This is a genomic window from Pseudomonas sp. BGI-2, assembly GCF_004310295.1.
In the GTDB taxonomy this organism is placed as follows: Bacteria; Pseudomonadota; Gammaproteobacteria; order Pseudomonadales; family Pseudomonadaceae; genus Aquipseudomonas.
The window spans coordinates 37,393-61,156 of the sequence record NZ_SISB01000036.1 but is presented as its reverse complement, the minus strand read 5'-3'; the positions used below and the strand labels follow the sequence as shown (position 1 = coordinate 61,156).

Annotated in this window: 20 protein-coding genes; 12 read left to right on the top strand and 8 right to left on the bottom strand. The window is 60.2% G+C overall.

Annotated features, from left to right (window positions below; translation table 11 throughout):
• Positions 1–88: 88 nt before the first annotated feature.
• The 4 genes from EYC95_RS22350 to secA all read right to left on the bottom strand — a co-directional run bounded on the left by EYC95_RS22350 (position 89) and on the right by secA (position 5,924).
• Positions 89–1,039 carry a Nudix family hydrolase gene (locus EYC95_RS22350; RefSeq protein ID WP_131062259.1) on the bottom strand — a complete coding sequence of 317 codons (951 nt, stop codon included), beginning with the start codon at positions 1,037–1,039 and terminating at the stop codon, positions 89–91.
• Positions 1,036–1,668, bottom strand: coding sequence for a glutathione S-transferase family protein (locus EYC95_RS22345; RefSeq protein ID WP_131062258.1), 633 nt, complete (start codon positions 1,666–1,668; stop codon positions 1,036–1,038). The genes EYC95_RS22350 and EYC95_RS22345 overlap by 4 nt, the downstream gene beginning before the upstream one ends.
• Before the next feature lie 180 nt (positions 1,669–1,848).
• Positions 1,849–3,066, bottom strand: a complete 1,218-nt coding sequence (argJ, locus tag EYC95_RS22340; protein ID WP_131062257.1) for a bifunctional glutamate N-acetyltransferase/amino-acid acetyltransferase ArgJ — start codon at positions 3,064–3,066, stop codon at positions 1,849–1,851.
• Between the two features lie 122 nt (positions 3,067–3,188).
• Positions 3,189–5,924, bottom strand: coding sequence for a preprotein translocase subunit SecA (gene secA / locus EYC95_RS22335; protein WP_131062256.1), 2,736 nt, complete (start codon positions 5,922–5,924; stop codon positions 3,189–3,191).
• Between the two features lie 307 nt (positions 5,925–6,231).
• Between secA and EYC95_RS22330 the strand changes: the two genes are divergently transcribed.
• Positions 6,232–6,687: a DUF721 domain-containing protein gene (locus tag EYC95_RS22330; protein ID WP_131062255.1), complete on the top strand. Its 456-nt coding sequence runs from the start codon at positions 6,232–6,234 to the stop codon at positions 6,685–6,687.
• A 184-nt stretch (positions 6,688–6,871) separates the two neighbouring features.
• Here EYC95_RS22330 and EYC95_RS22325 read toward each other — a convergent pair whose 3' ends face one another.
• On the bottom strand, positions 6,872–8,359 hold the full coding sequence (locus tag EYC95_RS22325; RefSeq protein WP_131062254.1) for a helicase HerA-like domain-containing protein: 1,488 nt from the start codon (positions 8,357–8,359) through the stop codon (positions 6,872–6,874).
• Between the two features lie 188 nt (positions 8,360–8,547).
• Here EYC95_RS22325 and EYC95_RS22320 point away from each other — a divergent pair, with 188 nt between their 5' ends.
• From EYC95_RS22320 to EYC95_RS22305, 4 genes are all read left to right on the top strand, one after another.
• Positions 8,548–10,437, top strand: a complete 1,890-nt coding sequence (locus EYC95_RS22320; RefSeq protein WP_131062253.1) for a methyl-accepting chemotaxis protein — start codon at positions 8,548–8,550, stop codon at positions 10,435–10,437.
• Between the two features lie 193 nt (positions 10,438–10,630).
• Positions 10,631–11,752: a glycosyltransferase family 1 protein gene (locus tag EYC95_RS22315; protein ID WP_131062252.1), complete on the top strand. Its 1,122-nt coding sequence runs from the start codon at positions 10,631–10,633 to the stop codon at positions 11,750–11,752.
• Positions 11,745–12,521 (top strand): DUF2334 domain-containing protein, encoded by a 777-nt coding sequence (locus tag EYC95_RS22310; RefSeq protein WP_131062251.1) that lies wholly within the window; start codon positions 11,745–11,747, stop codon positions 12,519–12,521. Before EYC95_RS22315 ends, EYC95_RS22310 begins: the two co-directional genes overlap by 8 nt.
• Positions 12,518–13,513: a lysylphosphatidylglycerol synthase transmembrane domain-containing protein gene (locus tag EYC95_RS22305; protein ID WP_131062250.1), complete on the top strand. Its 996-nt coding sequence runs from the start codon at positions 12,518–12,520 to the stop codon at positions 13,511–13,513. The genes EYC95_RS22310 and EYC95_RS22305 overlap by 4 nt, the downstream gene beginning before the upstream one ends.
• On the opposite strand, the gene EYC95_RS30215 is transcribed toward EYC95_RS22305, so the two are convergent.
• Together EYC95_RS30215 and purU are read right to left on the bottom strand one after the other, a co-directional pair.
• On the bottom strand, positions 13,500–13,676 hold the full coding sequence (locus tag EYC95_RS30215; protein WP_165557493.1) for a hypothetical protein: 177 nt from the start codon (positions 13,674–13,676) through the stop codon (positions 13,500–13,502). The genes EYC95_RS22305 and EYC95_RS30215 overlap by 14 nt on opposite strands.
• An 86-nt stretch (positions 13,677–13,762) precedes the next feature.
• The gene (gene purU, locus EYC95_RS22300) at positions 13,763–14,611 is read right to left on the bottom strand and encodes a formyltetrahydrofolate deformylase (RefSeq protein ID WP_131062249.1); all 849 of its coding nucleotides are present in this window, start codon (positions 14,609–14,611) and stop codon (positions 13,763–13,765) included.
• Between the two features lie 340 nt (positions 14,612–14,951).
• Between purU and mvaT the strand changes: the two genes are divergently transcribed.
• Positions 14,952–15,329 carry a histone-like nucleoid-structuring protein MvaT gene (gene mvaT, locus EYC95_RS22295; protein ID WP_007933316.1) on the top strand — a complete coding sequence of 126 codons (378 nt, stop codon included), beginning with the start codon at positions 14,952–14,954 and terminating at the stop codon, positions 15,327–15,329.
• 99 nt (positions 15,330–15,428) lie between these two features.
• On the opposite strand, the gene sbcB is transcribed toward mvaT, so the two are convergent.
• Complete coding sequence (gene sbcB, locus EYC95_RS22290) at positions 15,429–16,859, bottom strand: exodeoxyribonuclease I (protein WP_131062248.1); 1,431 nt, start codon at positions 16,857–16,859, stop codon at positions 15,429–15,431.
• Between the two features lie 182 nt (positions 16,860–17,041).
• Between sbcB and EYC95_RS22285 the strand changes: the two genes are divergently transcribed.
• The 6 genes from EYC95_RS22285 to EYC95_RS22260 are packed head-to-tail and all read left to right on the top strand — an operon-like array spanning position 17,042 to position 23,758.
• Positions 17,042–17,767 (top strand): RDD family protein, encoded by a 726-nt coding sequence (locus EYC95_RS22285; RefSeq protein ID WP_131062247.1) that lies wholly within the window; start codon positions 17,042–17,044, stop codon positions 17,765–17,767.
• A complete protein-coding gene (locus EYC95_RS22280; protein ID WP_131062246.1) occupies positions 17,764–18,741 on the top strand; it encodes a stage II sporulation protein M in 978 nt (325 codons plus the stop codon). The genes EYC95_RS22285 and EYC95_RS22280 overlap by 4 nt, the downstream gene beginning before the upstream one ends.
• Positions 18,728–20,272: a DUF4129 domain-containing protein gene (locus tag EYC95_RS22275; protein WP_131062245.1), complete on the top strand. Its 1,545-nt coding sequence runs from the start codon at positions 18,728–18,730 to the stop codon at positions 20,270–20,272. Before EYC95_RS22280 ends, EYC95_RS22275 begins: the two co-directional genes overlap by 14 nt.
• The gene (locus tag EYC95_RS22270) at positions 20,269–21,432 is read left to right on the top strand and encodes a DUF4350 domain-containing protein (RefSeq protein ID WP_131062244.1); all 1,164 of its coding nucleotides are present in this window, start codon (positions 20,269–20,271) and stop codon (positions 21,430–21,432) included. The genes EYC95_RS22275 and EYC95_RS22270 overlap by 4 nt, the downstream gene beginning before the upstream one ends.
• A complete protein-coding gene (locus tag EYC95_RS22265; RefSeq protein WP_109634332.1) occupies positions 21,429–22,430 on the top strand; it encodes a MoxR family ATPase in 1,002 nt (333 codons plus the stop codon). The genes EYC95_RS22270 and EYC95_RS22265 overlap by 4 nt, the downstream gene beginning before the upstream one ends.
• Positions 22,427–23,758 carry a DUF58 domain-containing protein gene (locus EYC95_RS22260; protein ID WP_131062243.1) on the top strand — a complete coding sequence of 444 codons (1,332 nt, stop codon included), beginning with the start codon at positions 22,427–22,429 and terminating at the stop codon, positions 23,756–23,758. Before EYC95_RS22265 ends, EYC95_RS22260 begins: the two co-directional genes overlap by 4 nt.
• Positions 23,759–23,764: the final 6 nt, after the last annotated feature.

Below are 23,764 nucleotides of genomic sequence, written 5' to 3'. Positions count from 1 at the left end.
ACAGACGCCTTCGCGGGCAAGCCTCGCTCCTACGGAATCACCCGCGACCCAATGTAGGAGCGAGGCTTGCCCGCGAAGAGGCCAGTGGCTACACCAAAGAATCAGGCCAAAACGCCCGAATCCCCGCCACACCTTGGGCGCCTGCCGCCCAGGCTTTATCAACCTGTGCCGGGCCAACACCACCGAGCAAGAACACCGGCTTGCTAAAGCCTTCGATCAGCGCCGAAGCCTGCTCCCAACCCAACGGCAGCGCATCCGGGTGAGTCAGCGTCGGCTGCACCGGCGACAAGGTCACAAAGTCCACGCCCATTTGCTCGGCCAGCGCCAGTTCTTCAGCGTTGTGGCATGACGCCGCCAACCAGCGCGAAGCCGGTAATGGTCGACCCGCTGCCGCGTATTTGCGCAACTGTGTTGCTGTGATGTGCCAGCCCGCGGACGGGAAGTCGCCCAACCACTCGAACGGCCCCTTGATCATCAACTGCGCCTTGCCGGCACACAGCCCCGCCGCATCCACCGCCAGATCCCGGTATTTCGGATCGTAGCCGTTGGGCGCGCGCAGCTGGATCAACTTGATGCCGCCGGCGATGGCTTTCTGGATACCGCGCAGCAAGGCCGGGGTTTCCAGGTCTTCCGGGGTAATCAGGTATTCGCCAGGCAGACGTGCAGCCGCAACGATCGGCTGGTTGGCCGCCGGGAACTCGTAATTCAGCAGATCGCGCTGAGCCACCCACTCCAGTGGCTGGCCTTCGGCACCGTGGGGTTCGCCGGTAAAGGCCGAGACTTCCCAGACGTCCAGCAACACTTGCTTGTCCGGGTAATCGTGGCGAACCTTGATTAACGGTCGCGCGGCGCTGACCACAATGCCCAGCTCTTCCTGGAGCTCACGAGCCAGGGCGGTTTCGACGGATTCGTCACCCTCGACCTTGCCCCCGGGGAATTCCCACAAACCGCCCTGATGCTGGGTGTCGGCACGCCGTGCGATAAGAATCTTGCCACTGCTGTCACGGATAACGGCGGCGGCTACGTGTACTCGTTTCACTGCCCAATCTCCTCCAGACCTGCCTTCTGCCAGGCCTTGAACGACGGCCATTGGTAAAGGGTTTCGACATAGGCTTCGTCCACTGCCGGCAACTTCACCTGATAAGTGCGCAGGCGTACGGCAATCGGTGCGAAAAAGGCGTCGGCGAGGGTCGCGCGGCCAAACAGGAACGGCCCGGACTCAGTCGCCACCGCACGGCATTCTGCCCACAACGCCAGCATGCGCTTGATTTCCGCCTGCACGTCAGGAGGCGTCGGCGACAGCGGAGCATCGCGGCTCAAGTCGAACGGCATATTGCCCCGCACGGCAAAGAACCCGGCGTGCATCTGTGCACAGGCCGAACGCGCCTGGGCACGGGCGGCGGTGTCTTTGGGCCAGAGACCGGCATCGGGGAATTGCTCCGCCAGGTATTCGGCAATCGCCAGGGAGTCGGCGATGGTGCCGTGCTCGGTTTTCAGCAGCGGGACTTTACCGGTCAGCGAGTGCTTGAGCAGTCGTTCGCGGGTGTCCGGCTGATTCAGCTTGATCAATTCTTCGGTGTAAGGGGCGCCGGTGAGGTCAAGGGCCAGAGCGCCGCGCAGGGACCAGGAGGAAAGCAGTTTGTCGCCGATGATCAGGTGGAGGTTCATGTTCGGACGCCTTTTGGTAAGTGGAACAGGCCAGAAGCTTTAGTGTCTGGTCGGCCGCCTTCGCGGGCAAGTCGGATCGCCGCACCGCTCGCTCCTACACGGAACAGGCCGTTCGCGAATTATGTGAACGACATCGATCCTGTAGGAGCGAGGCTTGCCCGCGAACGGGGCGACTCGGTCTTAAGTACGGTATTCGGCGTTGATCTTCACGTATTCGTGGGACAGGTCGGTGGTCCAGATGGTTTCGCTGCAATCGCCGCGACCCAGTTCGATACGGATGGTGATCTCTTCCTGCTGCATCACCGCCGCGCCCTGGGCTTCGGTGTACGTCGCGGCGCGAGCGCCACGGCTGGCGATGCACACGTCGCCGAGGAACACGTCGATCTTGCTCACGTCCAGGTTCGGCACGCCGGCACGGCCGACGGCGGCGAGGATGCGGCCCCAGTTCGGGTCGGACGCGAACAGTGCGGTCTTGATCAGCGGCGAGTGCGCCACGGTGTAACCGACGTCCAGGCATTCCTGGTGATTGCCGCCGCCGTTGACTTCGACAGTCACGAACTTGGTCGCACCTTCGCCGTCACGCACGATGGCCTGGGCCACGTCCATGCACACTTCGAACACGGCCTGTTTCAGCTTGGCGAACAACTCACCGCTCGCTTCGGTGATTTCCGGCAGTGCAGCCTGACCGGTGGCGATCAGCATGCAGCAGTCGTTGGTCGAGGTATCGCCATCGATGGTGATGCGGTTGAACGACTTGTTCGCGCCATCCAGCAGCAGGTTTTGCAGCACGTCGCGGGAGACTTTGGCGTCGGTGGCGATGTAGCCGAGCATGGTCGCCATGTTCGGGCGGATCATGCCCGCGCCTTTGCTGATGCCGGTGACGGTGATGGTCACGCCGTCATGCTGGAACTGGCGGCTGGCACCTTTGGGCAAGGTGTCGGTGGTCATGATGCCGGTGGCGGCAGCTTCCCAGTTGTTGACCGACAGATCATCGAGCGCCGCTTGCAGCGCGCCTTCGATCTTCTCGACCGGCAGCGGCTCGCCGATCACACCGGTGGAGTACGGCAGCACGAGGCTGGCATCAACGCCGGTCAATTCAGCCAGTTTGGCGCACGTGCGCTCGGCAGCGGCCAGGCCAGGTTCGCCGGTGCCAGCGTTGGCATTGCCGGTGTTGGTCAGCAGGTAACGCACCGGGCCTTGCACACGTTGCTTGGCCAGAATCACAGGAGCTGCGCAAAACGCGTTCAGGGTGAACACGCCCGCGACCGTGGAGCCTTCGGCGCAGCGCATGACCACGACATCCTTGCGCCCCGGGCGCTTGATGCCGGCCGAGGCGATACCGAGTTCAAAACCGGCAACCGGGTGCAACGTTGGCAAAGGACCAAGACCAACAGCCATGAATGCGCTCCTTAATAAATGATGTCAGCACCGCTTTCAGGAAGAACGGTGGTTTAAATGGCAAAACGCCGCGACGGCTGATGCCGGTCGCGGCGCGGGTATTTCAGCGTATGAAACGGGTTTTACTGGATCTGCCCGTGGCAATGCTTGAATTTCTTGCCCGAACCGCAGTAGCACAGTTCGTTACGACCCAGCTTCTGTTCGTTGCGAACCGGTGCGGTGGCGAGGGCTACGTCGACCTCTTCACCAAGCAATTGCGGTTGCTCAAGACCCGGCGCTTCGTCGTGCTGGAACTGCATGCGCGCCGCCAGTGCCTCGGCTTCCTGACGCAGGCGTTGCTCTTCTTCGATCGGATCTTCACGGCGAACCTGAACGTGCGACAGCACACGGATCGAGTCGCGTTTGATCGAATCCAGCAGCTCGGAGAACAGCGTGAACGACTCGCGCTTGTACTCTTGCTTCGGGTTCTTCTGTGCATAACCACGCAAGTGGATGCCGTGACGCAGGTGATCCATGGTCGACAGGTGGTCTTTCCACAGGTCGTCGAGCACACGCAGAACGATTTGCTTCTCAAAGGTGCGCAGCGCTTCGGCGCTCGCCTGCTCTTCTTTCTCGTTGTACGCGGCAAGCAGCTCGGTCATGAGCTTCTCGCGCAGGGTTTCTTCGTACAGGTGGTCGTCTTCGTCGAGCCATTTCTGGATCGGCAACGCCACACCGAAGTCGCTCTGCAACGCGGCTTCCAGACCGGCCACGTCCCACTGCTCAGGCAGCGATTGCGGTGGAATGTGCGCGCTGACGGTGGCGTTGAGCACGTCCTGACGGAAGTCGGCGATGGTTTCACCGATATTGTCGGCAGCCAGCAACGTGTTACGCATGTGATAAATCACTTTACGCTGTTCGTTGTTGACGTCGTCGAACTCGAGCAGTTGCTTACGGATGTCGAAGTTACGACCTTCAACCTTGCGCTGAGCCTTCTCGATGGCGTTGGTCACCATACGGTGCTCGATCGCTTCACCGGACTGCATGCCCAAGGCCTTCATGAAATTCTTCACCCGGTCAGAGGCGAAAATGCGCATCAGGCTGTCTTCCAGCGACAGGTAGAAACGGCTGGAACCGGCGTCACCCTGACGACCGGCACGACCACGCAACTGGTTGTCGATACGGCGCGATTCGTGACGCTCGGAAGCGATCACCTGCAAGCCGCCCGACTCCAGCACTTGCTGGTGGCGTTTCTGCCAGTCGGCCTTGATCTGGGCAATCTGTTCAGGGGTCGGGTTTTCCAGGGTCGCGACTTCCACTTCCCAGTTGCCGCCCAACAGAATGTCGGTACCACGACCGGCCATGTTGGTGGCGATGGTCAGCGCACCCGGGCGACCGGCCTGGGCAATGATCTCGGCTTCTTTTTCGTGGAACTTGGCGTTCAGGACCTTGTGTTCGATGCCTTCCTTCTCGAGCAGACTGGACATGTGCTCGGAAGTTTCGATGGTTGCAGTACCCACCAGCACTGGACGGCCCAGGGTCATGCATTCCTTGATGTCGGTGATGATCGCCGCGTATTTCTCTTCGGCGGTCAGGAACACCAGGTCGTTGTAGTCTTTACGCGCCAGCGGTTTGTTCGGCGGGATAACCATCACCGACAGACCGTAGATCTGGTGGAATTCGAACGCTTCGGTGTCCGCAGTACCGGTCATGCCGGACAGCTTGTTGTAAAGACGGAAGTAGTTCTGGAACGTGGTCGAGGCCAGGGTCTGGCTCTCGGCCTGGATGTTCAGGTTTTCCTTGGCTTCGATGGCCTGGTGCAGGCCTTCGGACAGACGACGACCCGGCATGGTACGACCGGTGTGTTCGTCGACCAGGACAACCTGACCGTCCTGCACGATGTATTCAATGTTGCGGTTGAACAGTTTATGAGCGCGCAGACCGGCATAAACGTGAGTCAGCAGACCCAGGTTATGCGCCGAATACAGGCTCTCGCCTTCAGCCAGCAGGCCGACGCGGGTGAGCATGTCTTCGATGAACTGGTGACCGGCTTCGTTGAGTTCGACCTGACGGGTCTTCTCGTCAACGGTGTAATGGCCAGCCTTGGTGACTTCGCCTTCCACTTCTTCGACGTGCAACTCCAACTGCGGGATCAGTTTGTTGATCTCGATGTACAGCTTGGAGCTGTCCTCGGCCTGACCGGAAATGATCAGCGGGGTACGGGCTTCGTCGATGAGGATGGAGTCTACTTCGTCGATCACGGCAAAATTGAGTTCGCGCTGGAATTTTTCTTCCATGCTGAACGCCATGTTGTCGCGCAGGTAGTCGAAACCGAATTCGTTGTTGGTGCCGTAGGTGATGTCGGCGGCGTAGGCCAGACGTTTCTCTTCCGGCGGCTGGAACGGCGTCACCACACCGACCGACATCCCGAGGAACTCGTAGAGCGGACGCATCCAGTTGGCGTCACGACGGGCCAGGTAGTCGTTCACCGTCACAACGTGCACGCCCTTGCCAGACAGTGCGTTGAGGTAAACGCCCAGTGTTGCCACCAGGGTCTTGCCTTCACCGGTACGCATTTCCGCGATCTGGCCTTCATGCAAGGTCATGCCGCCGATCAGCTGGACATCGAAGTGGCGCATACCCATGACACGCTTGCCGGCTTCGCGGGCGACCGCAAAGGCTTCGGGCAACAGCTTGTCGAGGGTTTCCCCTTTGGCGATGCGGGCCTTGAACTCATCTGTCTTGGCACGCAATTGATCGTCCGAAAGGGCCACCATTTGCTCTTCGAAGGCATTGACGAATTGCACCGTCTTGAGCATGCGTTTGACTTCACGCTCGTTCTTGCTTCCAAAAAGTTTCTTTAACAAAGGCGCAAACATATCGGCAGGATCTTCCACACTAAAGGGATGGAGGGCGGCCCCGTGAGTCGCCCGTGCAGCCCTCATGGCCGCATGCGAACGAGTATTCTACCCGGAAACGATGGTGAGGAAAGTGGCGTTATTCCACGATGCATGCACTGCGTTGTAACGGGGCTCACTTAAAATAAGGGCTTTTTGCGCAACTTCAAGCCATTCACGGCAGAAGTTACTTGTTGATTTAATGGGTAAAGCGCTCGCAAAGCAATGGGTCGGGTGCAGGTGGTGCTTTCTGCTACCATGGCGGCTCTGTTACTTCAGGTGTCTGATCATGGCATTTCGCCCTCTCACGGCCAGAGCACCCGCCGTTCTGCTTCGCGAAGCCAAGCCGCTGAAAGCCATTTTCAGCCACGCTCAACGCCTGGGTCATTTACAACGTCTGCTCGAAAGCCAGTTGCAGCCTGCTGCGCGCGAGCATTGCCATGTGGCCTCGTGGCGCGAAGGCAGTTTGTTGCTGATCGTCACCGACGGTCATTGGGCCACCCGCCTGCGTTATCAGCAAAAACGTCTGCAACGCCAGTTACAGATGTTCGACGAATTCGCCAGCCTGACGCGGATTTTGTTCAAAGTGCAGCCGCCGACCGTCCAGCAAGGGGCGGCGGGCCATACCATCAGTTTGTCGACCGATGCCGGCGCGACCATTCAGGCCACAGCCGATGGGATCAGCGATCCGAATCTGCGGGCGGCGCTGGAACGCCTTGCGGCGCACGCCAAACCCAAAACCTGAAATTAACACCGCCCCTGTAGGAGCGAGCCTTGTGGTGAGGGGATTTATCCCCGTTGGGCCGCGAAGCGGCCCCTGCTCTTCAAAGTCCAACCGCATGTAATGGGTTGACGTCTGCTTCGCAGCCGAACGGGGATAAATCCCCTCGCCACAAGGCTCACTCCCACATTTTTACTGTGCCCGCTTGTCAGCGGCGTTTGCTGCCGCCGAGCAGCGACCCCATCAACCCGCGTACCAGCTGTCGGCCCAATTGATTGGCCGCCTGGCGCATCGCCGATTTCAGCGCCTGCCCCGCCGCCGTGCCGAGGAATTCCCCGGCCTTGTCGGTGAAACTTGGCTCTTCGGCCGCAGGCTTGCCCGCAGCGACGTCAGGTTCTGGGGCCAACCCTTTACGGCCCATTAATATTTCATACGCCGATTCCCGATCAACCGGCTTGTCATACCGCCCTTTGAACGGCGACCCGGCGATCAGCATCGTGCGCTCGGTTTCGGTCAACGGCCCGATCCGCGATTGCGGCGGGGCGACCAATACACGCTGGACCATCTCCGGCGTGCCCTTGTCCTGCAAGGTGCCGACCAGCGCCTCGCCGATCCCCAGCTCAGTCAGCACCGACAAGGCGTCGAACGCCGGGTTCGGCCGGAAGCCTTCCGCCACCGCTCGCAGGGATTTCTGCTCCTTGGCGGTGAAGGCGCGCAAACCGTGCTGGATACGCAGGCCGAGCTGAGCCAGCACGTCATCCGGCAAGTCACCCGGCGATTGCGTGACGAAATACACGCCCACGCCTTTGGAACGAATCAGCCGCACCACCTGCTCCAGACGATCCTGCAAAGCCTTGGGCGTGCCAGCAAACAATAAATGCGCTTCGTCGAAAAACAGCGCCAGCAGCGGTTTGTCCGAATCGCCACGCTCCGGCAGTTGCTCGAACAACTCAGCCAGTAGCCACAGCAAGAACGTCGCATACACCTTCGGCGCTTCGTGGACCAGACGACTGGCATCCAGCAAGTGGATACGCCCACGTCCATCGGACGTCGGCTGCAGAATGTCTTCGAGTTGCAGCGCCGGTTCGCCGAACAGCGCTTCGGCGCCTTGTTGTTCCAGGGTCGCCAGACGCCGTAACAGCGCCTGACTGGAACCGGTGGTCATCAACGCCGCGTCGTCCCCCAGCAATTCGGGGTTGTCACGCAGGTGATTGAGCAGCGCCTTCAAATCCTTGAGATCCAGCAGCAACAGCCCTTCCCGGTCCGCCACCTTGAACGCGGCATACAGCGCCGACTGCTGACTGTCGGTCAGCTCCAGCAGGCTGCCAATCAGCAACGGCCCCATTTCACTCAAGGTCGTGCGCAATGGATGACCGGACTGACCGTGAATGTCCCACAAGGTCACCGGATACGCCGCAGGTTTGTGGTTCAGCCACGGCATCCCGGCGATCCGCTCGGCGATTTTGCCTTGAGGGTTGCCGGCGGCACCCAGGCCACACAGGTCACCCTTGATGTCTGCCGCAAACACCGCCACGCCAGCGTCGCTGAACGCTTCGGCCAGCCGCTGCAACGTAACGGTTTTACCGGTGCCGGTAGCGCCCGCGACCAGACCGTGACGGTTCGCCAGGCGCATGGCCTGAGAGACAGGCTGGCCGGCAAGGTCAGCGCCGATAACGAGTTGCGATGAGTCAGGCATTTTGTCACCCATGGTTAATCTTTGATCCTGCACGGCCGATACAAATAGTTGTAAGACCAATCCGAAAATAGCGTCGGTAATTCCCTAAGGAGAGGATGGAAATATCAGCTTTTTTTCAACATTGCCCATTTTGCGTGCCTATATAAAAGCACGCTCAGGACATTAAGACCTTAGCGGAACCCCAAGCCATGAACAAAAACCTGCGCTTCAGCCATAAAATTTTGCTTGCCGCCGCACTCATCGTTATTGCCGCCTTCGCCTCGTTCACGCTGTACAACGACTACCTGCAGCGCAACGCCATTCGCGAAGACCTGGACAATTACCTCAATGAGATGGGAGACGTCACCGCCAACAACATCCAGACCTGGCTGGCCGGTCGTATCCAGCTGATCGATAACCTTGCTCAAAACATAGCCATCAATCCTGAACAGTCCAATGTCGCCAGCCTGCTTGAGCAGAAAGCCCTGACGTCGACCTTCATGGCGTCCTACCTGGGCGATGCCACCGGCAGCTTCACGATTCGCCCGGACGCAAAAATGCCCGCCGGCTTCGATCCTCGGGTGCGCCCTTGGTACAAAGGCGCCGAAATCAGCAGCACGGCGACCCTGACCGAACCTTACATCGATGCAGCGACCGGCCAGACCATCATCTCCATCGCCACCGCCTCGAAAAAGGCCGGACAAAGCGTGGGCGTGGTGGGCGGCGACTTGAGCCTGCAAACCCTGATCGACACCCTCAGCGCCCGCGACTTTTCCGGCATGGGCTACGCCTTCCTGGTCAGCGCCGACGGCAAGATCCTGGTGCACCCGGACAAAGCCCTGGTGATGAAGTCCCTGAGCGAGGCGTACCCGAAAAACACCCCGCGTATCAGCAGCGACTTCAGTGAAGTGGAGGTCGACGGCAAGACTCGCATCGTCACCTTCACCCCGATCAAAGGCCTGCCGTCGGTCAACTGGTACATCGGCCTGTCGATCGATAAAGACAAAGCCTTCTCGATGCTCAGCGAATTCCGCGCCTCGGCGGTCGTCGCGACCATCATCGCCGTGGCGATCATCATTGCGCTGCTGGGCATGTTGATCCGCATCCTGATCCAGCCGCTGCACGTCATGACCCGCGCCATGGCGGACATCGCCGACGGTGAAGGCGACCTGACCAAGCGCCTGACCATTGAAAACAACGACGAATTCGGCGTCCTCGGCACCGCGTTCAACCGTTTCGTGGAACGTATTCACGGTTCGATCCGTGAAGTGTCCTCGGCCACCGGCCAGGTCAACGAAGTCGCGCTGCGGGTGGTAGCCGCCTCGAACTCGTCGATGTTCAACTCCGACCAGCAAGCCTCGCGCACCAGCAGCGTGGCTGCGGCGATCAACCAGCTCGGCGCCGCCGCACAGGAAATCGCCCGCAACGCCGCCCAGGCTTCCAGTCAGGCCAGCGATGCCCGCAGCCTGGCCGAGGACGGTCAACAAGTGGTGGATCGCAGTATCAAAGCGATGAATCAGCTGTCGAGCATGCTCAGCGCTTCGAGTACCAACATCGAATCGCTGAACAGCAAAACCGTGAACATCGGGCAAATTCTCGAAGTGATCACCAGCATCTCCCAGCAAACCAACCTGCTGGCGCTGAACGCCGCCATCGAAGCGGCCCGTGCCGGTGAAGCCGGACGGGGTTTTGCCGTGGTTGCAGATGAGGTGCGCAACCTGGCGCATCGCACGCAGGAATCGGCGCAACAGGTGCAGACCATGATCGAGGAGCTGCAAGTCGGCGCTCGTGAATCCGTCAGCACCATGAGCGACAGCCAGCGCCACAGCCAGGACAGCGTGGAAATCGCCAACCTGGCGGGCGAGCGGTTGAACAGCGTGACATTGCGTATTGGTGAGATTGACGGGATGAACCAGTCGGTGGCGACGGCGACTGAGGAGCAGACGGCTGTAGTCGAGTCGATCAACGTGGATATCACTGAGATCAATACGCTGAATCAGGAAGGTGTGGAGAACTTGCAGTCGACGTTGCGGGCTTGCTCGGACCTTGAGCAGCAGGCGGCGCGGTTGAAGCAGCTGGTGGGCAGTTTCCGTATTTAGTGTCTGAACCGGCCCCTTCGCGGGCAAGCCTCGCTCCTACAAGGATTCGTGTGAACCTGTAGGAGCGAGGCTTGCCCGCGAAGACGGTCTGAAATACACCGCAAAAACCTCGCTGGATCCCCCCGCCACAAAACCCCAACCGAACATCTATCCTTCATAAAGGTCAACCAAGGGAGAACAACGGACCGGAGGGATGCTCATTGTGCATATCGCGGACATAACCATGTTCTACGCCCCTGCCAGCGGAGGCGTGCGCACGTATCTGGATGCCAAGCACCGTCGCCTGAGTATCAAGCCAGGCATTCGCCACAGTTTGCTGATCCCGGGGGCACACCTGAGTGAACAGGATGGCGTTTTCACCGTTCCAGCCCCGGCCCTGCCCTTCGGCAAGGGGTATCGTTTCCCCCTCCGTCTGGCCCCCTGGCGAAATGTCCTGCAAGACTTACAGCCCGATCTGATCGAAGTCGGCGACCCTTACCTCACCGCATGGGCGGCTCTGGATGCGCGCCGGCAACTGGATGTGCCGGTAATCGGGTTTTATCACTCGGACCTGCCACTGCTGGTCAGCAATCGCATGGGCAATTGGGTGACCCCGAATGTCGAAGCCTATGTCAGAAAATTGTACGGCAACTTCGACCGGGTGCTGGCGCCGAGTCAGGTCATGGCCGACAAGTTGATCGGTCTGGGGGTGAAGAATGTGTTCGTGCAGCCGCTGGGCGTCGATCTGCAAATATTTAATCCCGGAGCAAGGGACAGCGGCTTGCGGGCTGAACTGGGCATCGATGAAAACACCCATCTGCTGATCTTCGCCGGCCGTGGCTCCAAGGAAAAGAACCTGCCGGTCCTGCTCAGTTGCATGAAGCGTCTCGGGCCTCGTTTTCACTTGCTTCTGGTCGGCTCGTCGATGCCCGCCGTGGTGCCGGACAACGTTACCGTCGTCGATGAGTTCTGCCCGGCCACCCAAGTCGCGCGGTTAATGGCCAGCGCTGACGCGCTGCTGCATGCCGGAGATCAGGAAACGTTCGGACTGGTAATCCTCGAAGCCATGGCCAGCGGCATTCCGGTCGTGGCCGTGGCTGCCGGGGCTTTTCAGGAAATCGTGACCGATCAATGCGGCCTGCTGTGCGCGCCGAACAATCCCCTGGCGATGGCCAACGCCGTCCGCGAGCTGTTCAGTCAGGGGAGCGCCGCTCTAGGCAAACGAGCTCGCAGTCATGTTGAACAGCATTACGCCTGGGACACCGTGGTCAACAGCCTGCTGGGTCACTATCACGCTGTTCTCGGCAGCCCATGGCCGCTGACCGCCAATGGTTGAGCCCATGAACCCGCCCAGCGTGTTACTCGTGCTGCACGACGTTGCGCCGCAAACCTGGGCCGATTACCAGCCTTTTGTCGAAGCCGTGGATGCCTTGGGCGAGGTGCCGATGACCTGGCTGGTGGTGCCGAATTTCCATAAGCACAACGATCTGGACGAGAACCCGGGATTCAGACGATTGCTCACCAGCCGAGTCGCCCGAGGTGACGAACTGGCATTGCACGGCTACTTTCATTGCGATGAAGACCCTCCTCCCAGCAACCCCAGAGACTGGTTCATGCGCCGGATCTACACCCACGAAGGCGAGTTTTACAGCTTGTCGCAAGCCGCCGCCCTCGCCCGTCTGCGGGCCGGAATAGAAGTGTTCCATCGCTATCGCTGGCCGCTGGAAGGCTTCGTCGCCCCGGCCTGGCTGATGAGCGAAGGCACTCGTCAAGCGTTGCGCCAGTTACCGCTGAGCTACACCAGCGATCCTCAGCATCTCTATCGTCTGCCGGATTTCACTGCCATCGATGCGCCGGGACTGGTCTGGAGCGCGCGCAGCGCCTGGCGTCGGGGCCTGTCGAAACTCGTCAGCGATCAGCGGGAACAGCGTTGGCGGCAAGCGCCGGTGATTCGTCTCGGCCTGCACCCGGTGGACATGCGTCATGGGTTTTCGCGCCATTACTGGCTGCAAACCCTCAGGCGCTTGCTCGATCAAGGTCGCGTGCCGATGACCAAGGCCCAGTGGCTCTCGCGGCACAGTGACCGTCTTGGTCGCGTCGCATGAGCCGGGGGATTCTGCTGTTTATCGCCCTGCTCGCCGCAGTGTTGATTCCGTTGCTGCTGGGCGGCAACCAGACATGGTCACGGCTGCAAAACTTTCCATTGAATGAATTGCTGATCATGTTCGGCATGATCTTGCTGTGCTGGGGGGTGAACACCCAGCGCCTGCGCCTGTTGCTGGGCGATCAGTGCGACAAGGTGGGCCGGATCAAAAGCCTCGGCGTGGTGATGGCCGCCGAGTTCGCCTACTGCGCCACACCCGGCGGCAGCGGTGGCCCGCTGACCATCATGGCGCTGCTGGCGCGCAACGGCGTGCGCCCGGCAAGGGGCAGCGCGGTGTTCGCCATGGACCAGCTCAGCGACCTGCTGTTTTTCCTCTGCGCGTTGAGCGGGATTCTGATTTATGCGCTGTTCCAGCACCTCAGCGAGCGCCTGGAATGGTTGCTGATCGTCAGTGCCATCTCGATGTTCGGCGGGTTGCTCAGTTGCGTGGTGGTGGCCCGCTACCATCGACTGCTGATTCGCCTGAGTGGGCGGCTGCTCGTTCGCCTCAATGTCGAAGGCACCACGCGCCTGCGCTGGGCGCGAAAGCTGCTGCACTTTCTGGCGGCGTTCACTGACACGCTGAAGTTGCCGGCTCTGACATTGATCAAGGTATTTGCCCTGACCTGCGTCCATTGGCTCCTTCGTTATAGCGTGCTGTATCTGGCGTTGCGCGGGCTCGGGGCGGATTTACAGTGGGCCTGGTGTTTCCTGATCCAGATGCTTTCGCTGAGTGCCGGGCAATTCAGTCTGTTACCGGGCGGTGCCGGTGCGGCGGAGTTGACGTCGGCGGCGCTGTTGGCGCCCATGGTGGGGAAATCCACCGCCGCGGCGGCGATTCTGATCTGGCGGGCGGTGACGTATTACTTCTACCTGGTGGTGGGTGGCCCGGTGTTTTTGCTGATGCTGGGACGGCCGCTGCTCAAGAAGCTGATGAAGTTCAAGCAGGCTTAGGCTTGTCGTCGGGTTCTTGCTGCAACTGCTCCCACAACTCGGCGGCACCGGGGAACTCCGTGCCGTCTTCGGCGCTCATGTCATCCGGATCGTAGCGACTTAGGCAGCCCTCCCCCAACGTAGCGGGGGCCTTGGAGGTGGCTTTGTCGAGTGGATCGGCCATGGTCATGTCCTCAGTGCAGAAACGGCGAAGGGCCTGAGGCGATTGAACGCCCAGGCCCTTCGAATTTCAACCGTGTTGTGTGACTGTCAGAACACCACGGTCTTGTTGCCGTGCACCAGCACCCGGTCTTCGAGGTGATAACGCAGACCGCGGGCCAACACCATCTTTTCGACGTCACGACCGAAACGCACCATGTCTTCGATGCTGTCACTGTGGCTGACGCGCACCACGTCCTGCTCGATGATCGGACCGGCGTCCAGCTCTTCGGTCACGTAGTGGCAGGTCGCGCCGATCAACTTCACGCCACGCAGGGAGGCCTGGTGATACGGCTTGGCGCCGACGAACGACGGCAGGAAGCTGTGGTGAATGTTGATGACCTTGTGCGCATACTCACTGCACAACGCGGGCGGCAGGATTTGCATGTAACGGGCAAGTACCACCACTTCAGCATCGTGATGTTTGACCAGCCGCGAGACTTCGGCGAAGGCTGGCTCTTTGTCCTGTGGATTGACCGGTACGTGGTAATAAGGAATGCCGTGCCACTCGACCATGCTGCGCAAGTCGTCGTGGTTGGAAATCACGCAGGAGATTTCGCAGTCCAGTTCGTCACTGTGCCAGCGGTGCAGCAAGTCAGCCAGGCAGTGGGACTCACGGCTGGCCATCAACACAACGCGCTTTTTCTGCGCGGTGTCGGTAATGCGCCAGTTCATCGAGAACTCTTCGGCAATCGGTGCAAACGCTTCGCGAAAGGCTTCAATACCGAAAGGCAGCGAATCGGCACGAATTTCGTGACGCATGAAGAACCAGCCACTCAGATTGTCCGAGTGATGGCTCGCTTCAGTGATCCAGCCGTTATGTGACGCCAGAAAGTTACTGACTTTAGCAACGATGCCGACGCGGTCCGGGCAAGCAATCACCAGCCGAAAAGTGCGCATGAGGGGGAAACTCCAGAACTTCGCAAAGGCCGCCATTCTAGCGATTGCGCAGCAAAACTGCAGTATTGATGACGCATTGCGCTGCACACGGGTCAGTGGAACAGCTTTCGGCAGCACCTCGCCGCCCGCGCGATGGTGTTCTTGTAGTCATTCTTCAAGCGTTCAATTGTGAATATCTGTGATGACTGCATCACACTTTTAACTCTGCGTTCAATTTGCGCCCTATTCACCACAACTAATTTAACTAAAACACCGGTTAAATGTTTACTTGATGAAACACCCTGACTATTATTGCGGCACTGTCACCCTGCCATCCCGCGCCCAACATAAGGTAGTCCTCATGTCCTTGATCAACGAATATCGTGCCACCGAAGAAGCTATCAAAGAGCTGCAAGCCCGTTTGAAGAACCTGTCCCAAGACGACAAACTGCAAACCGAGCTGGAATTCGAAGGCAAACTGCGCACCCTGATGGGCGAATACTCCAAGTCCCTGCGTGACATCATCGCTTTGCTGGATCCAGAGTCCAAGACCAAAGCACCACGCGGCGGCGCAGTAAAAACTACCGGCACCAAGCGTGCTCGCAAAGTTAAACAATACAAAAACCCGCACAACGGCGAAGTCATCGAAACCAAAGGTGGCAACCACAAGACTCTGAAAGAGTGGAAAGCCAAGTGGGGCGGTGACGTGGTTGAAGGCTGGGCTACCCTGCTGGGCTAATCCCCAGAGGTTGTCAAAGACTTATCCGCGACAAAAAATAACGCCAGCTGATGCTGGCGTTTTTTATGCCCGGTATAAAGCACCGGGCATTTTTCATTTTCAAAGATTCAAACGTTTGCGTAATCCCTGGACATAATTCTGCCATTCATTCAGCACCTCTCGCTGAAACGATGTAGCAGTAATGTTCAATTGGGCCGCGGCGTCTACAAAACTTTCAAGCGTATTTGGCGCGCCCCACTCGGGGGTCGACAAACGTTGCTGACAGAATATTCGCCAGCGCTCTTGCTCCTCGAAACTCAACGTATCAGGGAAGTTGCGTGCTCGATATCGAAACAATAATTCCGGTAAACGTTCGTCATCGAAAGGCCATTGCTCTTGTGATAATTGGGCAGGGTCGGCGGCCCTGACTTGCTCACAAAGTCGACGATCACGATCACCGATAAAACCATCGTATAACTGTTGCTCGGGGTCCTGGCTCGGAGTGAAATCTTCGCCGGCATAAATCGCCAACACTTTATCCCGCCAAACTTGTTGTGCGTCACTTAGCCGCAGTACGCGATCCTGATAAAGCGCCATGTCCAGCCCCAGCCGTTGCTGATCGTCAGGGCGAAGTACCGACAACGGCGCCACCACCGGGCACTTGTTGATATGAATGAGTTTGAGGGGCACCGGCAGTTCGCCGTCGGCCAGGTCATCGCGGCGGGTATACAGCCGCTGACGCAAGGTGTCTGCATCCAGATCGAGCAAGCCCTGGGGATCCAGATGCAGATCACAGACAATCAAGGCGTTTTTGTTGCGCGGATGCCAGGCCAGTGGCAGCACGACCCCCACATAACTGCGAGCCGCCGAGAATCGACCGGAAATATGCACCATTGGCTGTAACAGCCGAATCTGATCCATCACCTTTTGTTTGCCGCGCAACTGAAACAGCCAGTCATACAACTTCGGCTGCTTCTCGCGAATCAGACGCGCGAGGGCGATGGTGGCGCGAACGTCCGACAGCGCCTCGTGGGCATTGCCGTGGTCAATGCCATTGGCGGCGGTCAGCCGTTCGAGTTTGAGCGTCACCCGCCCTTCATCATCGGTTGGCCAGACGAGGCCATCGGGACGCAAGGCGTAGGCCGCACGCACCACATCAATCAGGTCCCAGCGGCTGTTGCCGCCCTGCCATTCGCGCGCATACGGGTCGAAAAAGTTTCGGTACAGGCTGTAACGGGTCATCTCGTCATCGAAACGCAAGGTGTTGTAACCCGCCCCGCACGTACCCGGCGCCGCCAGTTGAGCATGCACCCGGGTCATGAAGTCGGCTTCGCTCAAACCGTGTTCGGCCAACTGGCCGGGCGTAATGCCAGTGATCGCGCAAGCGGCCGGATGCGGCAGGATGTCGTCGCTGGGCTGGCAAAACAGGTTGACCGGCTCGTCTATTTCATTGAGATCGAAGTCGGTGCGAATCCCCGCCACCTGCAGCGGGCGGTCGCATCGGGGGTTGATGCCAGTGGTTTCATAGTCGTACCAGAAGATCGAGGTCACGGGCTGTTCCTGAACTGAAGATCGGCAAAGTCTAGGCGTTCACATCCCGCCCCGGCCAGTAATCTGTCATTCAACCACCTCTGGCCACTCACCGTGCAATACATAGTTATGTCGTTTTCCCCCGAGAGGCTGCTAGCATCGGACGGATATCGAATCCCGAACAGGCCACATCAAGGTTGCCCATGCTCGAGACCACAGCACTGCCAAGGAAAGCGACGCTGTCCCCGCCACTGGACACGCGGTATCAAGTCGAAACGCCCGAAGGCATCGACTTGCCACTGCGCCCGGCCGGGTTGATGGCGCGTGCGCTGGCCTTCTCCATCGACCTCGGGTTGCGCGGGCTGATTCTCGGCGTGCTGTTTATCGTTCTGGCGTTTCTCGGCAAACTTGGCGCAGGGCTGGGCTCGATTCTGTTGTTCGGGGTGAGCTGGTGGTACATGGTGCTGTTCGAGGTGCTCAATCAGGGCCGGTCGCCGGGCAAACAATGGATGGGGTTGCGCGTGGTACAGGACGACGGCACCCCGATCGGTTGGTCTGCTTCGCTATTGCGTAACCTGTTGCGATTCGTCGACCTGTTGCCGTTTGGCTATTTCCTCGGCGCCATCAGCTGCCTGCAACACCCCTCCTTCAAACGCCTCGGCGACCTCGCCGCCGGCACGCTGGTGATCTACCGCGAACAACCGTTGACCCGCCCCCAACTGCCCGACGTCCCGCCTCGACGCCCGGCGTTTACCCTGACGCTGGCTGAACAACGCGCCATCCTCGGGTTTGCCGAACGCCAGGTTGAACTCTCTGAGGCGCGGACCCATGAACTCGCGTCCATCCTTGCCCAACCGTTGCAGGTTTCTGCACCACTCGCCGTAGCGGAACTCAACGGCATCGCCCGTGGTTTGTTGGGGCCCGCATGAAGCAAAGCCTTTTCGAAAATCGCCACAAGGCCGAATGGGAGCAGTTTTCCCTGATGCTCGAACAGCTGGAGCGCGGCAAGGAAGCTCCAGGGATCGCCGGTTTCCCGAAAGACTACCGGCGGCTCTGCCAGCATTTGGCATTGGCTCAGGAGCGCGGCTACAGCAGTTTCCTGATCGACTCGTTGCAGCAACAAGTGCTACGCGGGCATCAACAGCTTTATCGGCATCGCAGTCGATTGGGTGCCAACATACTGAGTTTTATCCTTGCCGGATTCCCGCGACTGGTGCGCGAACAATGGCGCTTCGTGCTCGCCGCCGGCCTGATGTTTTTTGGCAGCCTGATCGGCTTCGCGCTGCTGGTGTATCTGTTCCCGGACCTGGTCTACAACCTGATCCCGGCCGAGCAGGTTACTGAGATGCAGAGCATGTACGACCCGGTCGCCGGTCATTTGGGTCGCTCGGCGGAACGCGCCGCCAGTGAAGACTGGGTGATGTTCGGTTACTACATCATGCACAACATCGGCATCGCCTTTCAGACCTTCGCCAGCGGTTTGCTGTTTGGTCTGGGCAGCGTGTTTTTCCTGCTCTTCAACGGTTTGATGATCGGCGCAGTGGCCGGGCACCTGACGCACATCGGCTTCGGGCAAACCTTCTGGTCGTTCGTGATCGGTCACGGCGCGTTCGAATTGAGCGCCATCGCCCTGGCCGGGGCCGCCGGCCTGCAACTGGGCTGGGCGTTGATCGCACCGGGGCGACTGCCCCGCGCCGAAGCCTTGCGACTGGCAGCGCGTAAAAGCGTGTTGCTGATCTGCGGTGTCATGCTGTTTCTGCTGATTGCCGCATTCATCGAAGCCTACTGGTCGTCGATGACCGCGCCGGCGCCCATGACCAAATACCTGGTCGGCGTGGCGCTTTGGTTGTTGGTGGCCACTTACCTGCTGTTTGCCGGACGAACCCGCCATGCGCCTGAGTGACGCCACGGTTGTGATCCGCCCGCGCACCTCCTGGGAAGCCATGGACCTGGGCGTGCTGCTGAGCCAGCGTCATCGACGATTGCTGATGACCAGCTGGGCCATCATCACCGTGCCGATCTTCGCCCTGCTCACCTTGTTTCTGTGGGACTCACCCTCCCTCGCCGTGTTCATTTTCTGGTGGTTGAAACCAGCGTTCGAGCGACTGCCGTTGTACATACTGTCCAAAGCCATGTTCGGTGAAACGCCCACCTTGAAACAGGCGCTGCGCCAATGGCCGCGCCTGCTCAAGCCACAACTGCTGGCCAGCCTGACCTGGCGACGCCTGAGTCTGAGCCGCAGTTTTCTGATGCCGGTGGTGCAACTCGAAGGCCTGGCGGGTGACGAACGACAACAGCGCTTGAGGGTGCTGCTGCAGCGCAACGCCGGCGCCGCGCAGTGGTTGACGATCATCGGTGTGCATCTGGAAAGTGCGCTGTGGATTGGCTTGATGGTGTTGTTCTATATGTTCCTGCCACAGCAGGTCGAACTCGACTGGAGCTGGCAGACCTTGATCACCGCCGCCACCCAGGACTGGCACTGGCTGGAACACCTGACCAATGCCTTTTATGTGCTGGTGCTGATTGTCTGGGAACCGATCTATGTAGCCTGCGGTTTCAGCCTTTACCTGAATCGGCGCACGGTACTCGAAGCCTGGGACATCGAACTGGTGTTCCGCCGATTGCGCCAACGCCTCAACACCACGGCGATCACTCTGTTTTTGGCGGCGCTCCTGCTGGTGCCGGCCGCACAAAACGTCTGGGCCGCCGACCCGATCATTACCCCGGACAGCCCACGCCTGCTGGACCAACCGCTGACCAGCCAGGCCTCCAGAGACAGCATCAAAACCCTCCTCGATCAGCCGCCGTTCAAGAACAAGGAAACGGTGACCCGCTATCGATTTGGCGAAGACAAACCCGACACCAAAACCCCGGACGACGGGAAAACACCTGAATGGCTGAAGGCACTCGCCAGCCTGCTCGACAGCCAGCGTTTCGGCTTTCTCGCCAACCTGATTGAAGTACTGTTATGGGGGGCGGTAATCGGTGGCATCGGCTTGCTGATCTGGCGTTACCGCGACTGGTTGCTGGCATTCGTCAGCCGTCGGCCGACATTAAACCGTAAAGCCGCACGCCCGTTACCACAGCAAGCGTTCGGCCTGGACCTGAGCCGCGAAACCTTGCCCGCCGACATTGCCGCCAGCGCCGAAAGCCTCTGGCAAACCAACCCGCGCGCGGCGCTCGGGTTGCTCTATCGCGCCCTGCTCAGCCATTTGTTGCACGACCACAACATGGCGCTGAAACCCGCCGACACCGAAGGCGAGGTGCTGCAACGCGTAGAGCAATTGCACCAACCGGCCTTGCTCGCCTTCAGTAAAACCCTGACCGGGCATTGGCAGAACATGGCCTACGGGCATCGCCTGCCACCCGCGCATTTGCAACAGGAACTGTGTGACGGCTGGCGAACATTGTTCGGCCCGGGGGTGGCCCGTTGAGCCAGCGTTTGTGGCTTTCTGTCGGCGTGTTTATCACCGTGCTGGTGGGTGCGTTGAGTGTTTATCTGTACCTGAAGGCCACGCCCTATCAGGCAGAAATCGATCACGGCCCCACACCCGAAGCCCAGGCCAATCCCTATCTGGCCGCCGAGCATTTCCTGCGTAAGCAGGGCCTGACCGTCGGCCATGCCAACAGCCTCGACGTGCTGCCCACCCTCGATCCGCATCAGCACAGTCTGTTGTTGCTGGGTGATCGCTACAACATGACGCCACGCCAGATTGATCAAGTGATGAACTGGACCCGGGCCGGCGGGCGTCTGCTGTTTGTCGCCCAGTCGCTGTGGGATGAAAAGGCCAGCCAGAGCAATGACCTGCTGCTCGATCGCGTGCAGTTGCACCAGTCGCTGAGCAAAGACCTCAAGGATCCACCGCCGGATCCCCTCGACGACCCCTACCCCAAACTGACCAAGCTGTACCTGGAAGATGAGGACGCGCCCGCCTACGCCAGCTTCGATACCGCGTTCCATCTCGAAGACCCGAAAAACCTCGCCCAGGCCTGGGCCAACAGTGGCAAAGCCACGCACATGATGCAGCTGAACCACGGGCTCGGTTCGATCATCGTGGTCACCGACGCCGACCTGTGGAAAACCCCGGCCATCGGCCAATACGACAACGCCTGGCTGCTCTGGTACCTGACCGCCGACACGGGCGTGACCCTGCTGTTCAACACCGATCACGACAGCCTCCTGACGTTGCTGCTGCGAAATTTCCCTCAGGCGTTGGTCGCCCTCATCGCCCTGATCGGTCTTGCCCTCTGGCATGTCGCGGTGCGCCATGGTCCGCTGCTGGAGCCTGCTGCGAAAGGTCGCCGGCAACTTCAGGAACACCTGCGCGCCAGCGCCGATTTCATGTTGCGCCGCAACGGCCAGCAGCACCTGCTGCAAGCCTTGCAACAAGACATCCTGCGGCGTGTGCGGCGCCGTCATCCCGGTTTCGAACAACTCGGCGTTGCCGAGCAATGGCTGGTGCTCGCGCGCCTGACCGGCCAACCCACTCGCGCCATCAGCCAGGCGATGAGCCCGCGACCGAAACAGCGACTGTCCAGCGCTGACTTCAGTCGTCAGGTCGCCCACCTGCAAACCTTGAGGAACACGCTATGAGTCAACAGATCGAGCCCGGCAGCGCGACCCACGCCGCCCAGCAACGCCAGCGCGCCAGTCAGTTGGCCCAGGCCGTGCGCAATGAGTTGCAGAAAGCCGTGATCGGCCAGAACAGCGTGATCGACGACGTCCTCACCGCGCTGATCGCTGGCGGCCACGTGCTGCTCGAAGGCGTGCCGGGTTTGGGCAAAACGCTGCTGGTGCGCGCCCTCGCCCGCTGCTTCGGCGGTGAGTTCGCGCGCATCCAGTTCACCCCGGACCTGATGCCCAGCGACGTCACCGGGCACGCGGTCTACGACCTGAACACCGAGCAGTTCAAACTGCGCAAAGGGCCGCTGTTCACCAACCTGCTGCTGGCCGACGAGATCAACCGCGCCCCGGCGAAAACCCAGGCCGCGCTGCTTGAAGCCATGCAGGAACGCCAGGTCACCCTCGAAGGCCGCGCCCTGCCCATCGTGCAACCGTTTATGGTGCTTGCCACGCAAAACCCGATCGAACAGGAAGGCACGTATCCACTGCCCGAGGCCGAGCTCGACCGCTTCATGCTCAAGGTGCGCATGGATTACCCCGACGCCGAGCAAGAGCTGAACATGGTCCGTCAGGTCAGCCGTTCGACCCGCGCCGACATGCTCGACGTGCAACCGCTGCGCACCGTGTTGCAAGCCAAGGACGTACTGGCCTTGCAGCGCATTGCCAGTGATCTGCCGCTGGACGATCAGGTCCTCGATTACGCCGTTCGCCTAGCCCGCACCACCCGCACCTGGCCAGGCCTAACCCTCGGCGCCGGGCCACGCGCCTCCATTGCGCTGGTGCGATGCGCCCGCGCCCGGGCGCTGCTGCGCGGTGGCGACTTCGTGATTCCCGATGACATCAAAGGTTGCGCCCTGGCGGTGCTGCGTCATCGCGTGCGCATTGCGCCGGAACTCGACATCGAAGGACTGGACGTCGATCAAGTGCTCAAGCAATTGCTCGATCAAGTGCCGGCGCCACGTTTGTGAAACCGTCACGCCTGTTGCTGATCTGGCTCGCCATCCTGCTGGCCATCGGCATCGTGCTGGGCACATTGCGGGCACTGGAATTCGACGTACCGTCGAGGCTGTTGTCGATCAACTGGGGATTGTTGCTGGCGCTGCTGGCCCTGGCCGTTCTCGACGCTGTTCGCCTCAAGCGTTTGCCCTCGCCTCGCGTACACCGGCAAATGCCCGGTAGCCTCGCACTCGGTCGATGGAGCGAAGTGCGTTTGGAGGTCGAACATGCTTTCAGTCACCCCTTGAACATTCAGATTTTCGACTATGTACCGGATGGCCTGAGCTTCGAAAACCTGCCACTGGAGGTCGAACTTCAACCCGGCGAACAAAGCCAGGTCGGCTATCGACTTCGCCCACTCAAGCGCGGCCACTTCACCTTCGAACACTGCGAAATCAACCTGCCGAGCCCAATGGGCCTGTGGTCCGGCAAACGCCTCATTAACGTGACTGACAACACCCGCGTCTACCCCGACTTCGCCCGACTCTACGGCGGTGAACTGCTGGCGGTGGATAACTGGCTCAGCCAGCTCGGCGTGCGCCAGCGCCAACGTCGCGGCCTCGGTCTGGAATTCCATCAACTGCGCGAATTCCGCGAAGGCGACAGCCTGCGCCAGATCGACTGGAAAGCCACCGCCCGCCAGCGCACGCCCATCGCTCGCGAGTATCAGGACGAGCGCGATCAGCAGATTATTTTCATGCTTGATTGCGGTCGACGGATGCGCAGCCAGGACGGCGAACTCGCCCATTTCGATCACGCACTCAATGCCTGCCTGTTGCTCAGCTACATCGCGCTACGCCAAGGCGATGCCGTGGGCCTGAGCACCTTCGCCAGCGACCGACCGCATTACCTTGCCCCGGTCAAAGGCACGGGCCAGCTCAACGTATTGCTCAACACCGTCTACGACCTCGACAGCACCCAACGCCCGGCCGACTATCAGGCCGCCGCCACCCAACTCTTGGCCCGACAAAAACGCCGGGCGCTGGTGGTGCTGGTCACCAACCTGCGGGATGAAGACGACGAAGAACTACTGACCGCGGTCAAACGCCTGAGCAAACTGCATCGGGTGTTGGTGGCGAGCCTGCGCGAAGACTTGCTCGACAGCCTGCGACACGCGCCAGTGCAAACCTTGCCGGAGGCGCTGGCTTATTGTGGGACGGTGGACTACTTGAATGACCGGGCGCAGCTCCATGAGCGGTTGAGTGCTCATGGAGTGCCGGTGGTGGATGCCCGGCCCTCAGAGCTGGGGGCCGGGTTGGTGACGCGGTATCTGGGCGGGAAGAAGGCCGGAGAGCTGTGAGCAATT

Bases quoted from the DNA above. Each gene is read 5' to 3' on its own strand.
- EYC95_RS22285 (WP_131062247.1), top strand. From the start codon at position 17,042: ATGCTCGAGACCACAGCACTGCCAAGGAAAGCGACGCTGTCCCCGCCA.
- EYC95_RS22315 (WP_131062252.1), top strand. From the start codon at position 10,631: ATGCTCATTGTGCATATCGCGGACATAACCATGTTCTACGCCCCTGCC.
- purU (WP_131062249.1), bottom strand. From the start codon at position 14,611: ATGCGCACTTTTCGGCTGGTGATTGCTTGCCCGGACCGCGTCGGCATC.
- EYC95_RS22325 (WP_131062254.1), bottom strand. From the start codon at position 8,359: ATGCCTGACTCATCGCAACTCGTTATCGGCGCTGACCTTGCCGGCCAG.
- EYC95_RS22345 (WP_131062258.1), bottom strand. From the start codon at position 1,668: ATGAACCTCCACCTGATCATCGGCGACAAACTGCTTTCCTCCTGGTCC.
- EYC95_RS22330 (WP_131062255.1), top strand. From the start codon at position 6,232: ATGGCATTTCGCCCTCTCACGGCCAGAGCACCCGCCGTTCTGCTTCGC.
- EYC95_RS22310 (WP_131062251.1), top strand. From the start codon at position 11,745: ATGGTTGAGCCCATGAACCCGCCCAGCGTGTTACTCGTGCTGCACGAC.
- secA (WP_131062256.1), bottom strand. From the start codon at position 5,924: ATGTTTGCGCCTTTGTTAAAGAAACTTTTTGGAAGCAAGAACGAGCGT.
- EYC95_RS22275 (WP_131062245.1), top strand. From the start codon at position 18,728: ATGCGCCTGAGTGACGCCACGGTTGTGATCCGCCCGCGCACCTCCTGG.
- EYC95_RS30215 (WP_165557493.1), bottom strand. From the start codon at position 13,676: ATGGCCGATCCACTCGACAAAGCCACCTCCAAGGCCCCCGCTACGTTG.
- mvaT (WP_007933316.1), top strand. From the start codon at position 14,952: ATGTCCTTGATCAACGAATATCGTGCCACCGAAGAAGCTATCAAAGAG.
- EYC95_RS22320 (WP_131062253.1), top strand. From the start codon at position 8,548: ATGAACAAAAACCTGCGCTTCAGCCATAAAATTTTGCTTGCCGCCGCA.
- EYC95_RS22305 (WP_131062250.1), top strand. From the start codon at position 12,518: ATGAGCCGGGGGATTCTGCTGTTTATCGCCCTGCTCGCCGCAGTGTTG.
- EYC95_RS22280 (WP_131062246.1), top strand. From the start codon at position 17,764: ATGAAGCAAAGCCTTTTCGAAAATCGCCACAAGGCCGAATGGGAGCAG.
- EYC95_RS22265 (WP_109634332.1), top strand. From the start codon at position 21,429: ATGAGTCAACAGATCGAGCCCGGCAGCGCGACCCACGCCGCCCAGCAA.
- argJ (WP_131062257.1), bottom strand. From the start codon at position 3,066: ATGGCTGTTGGTCTTGGTCCTTTGCCAACGTTGCACCCGGTTGCCGGT.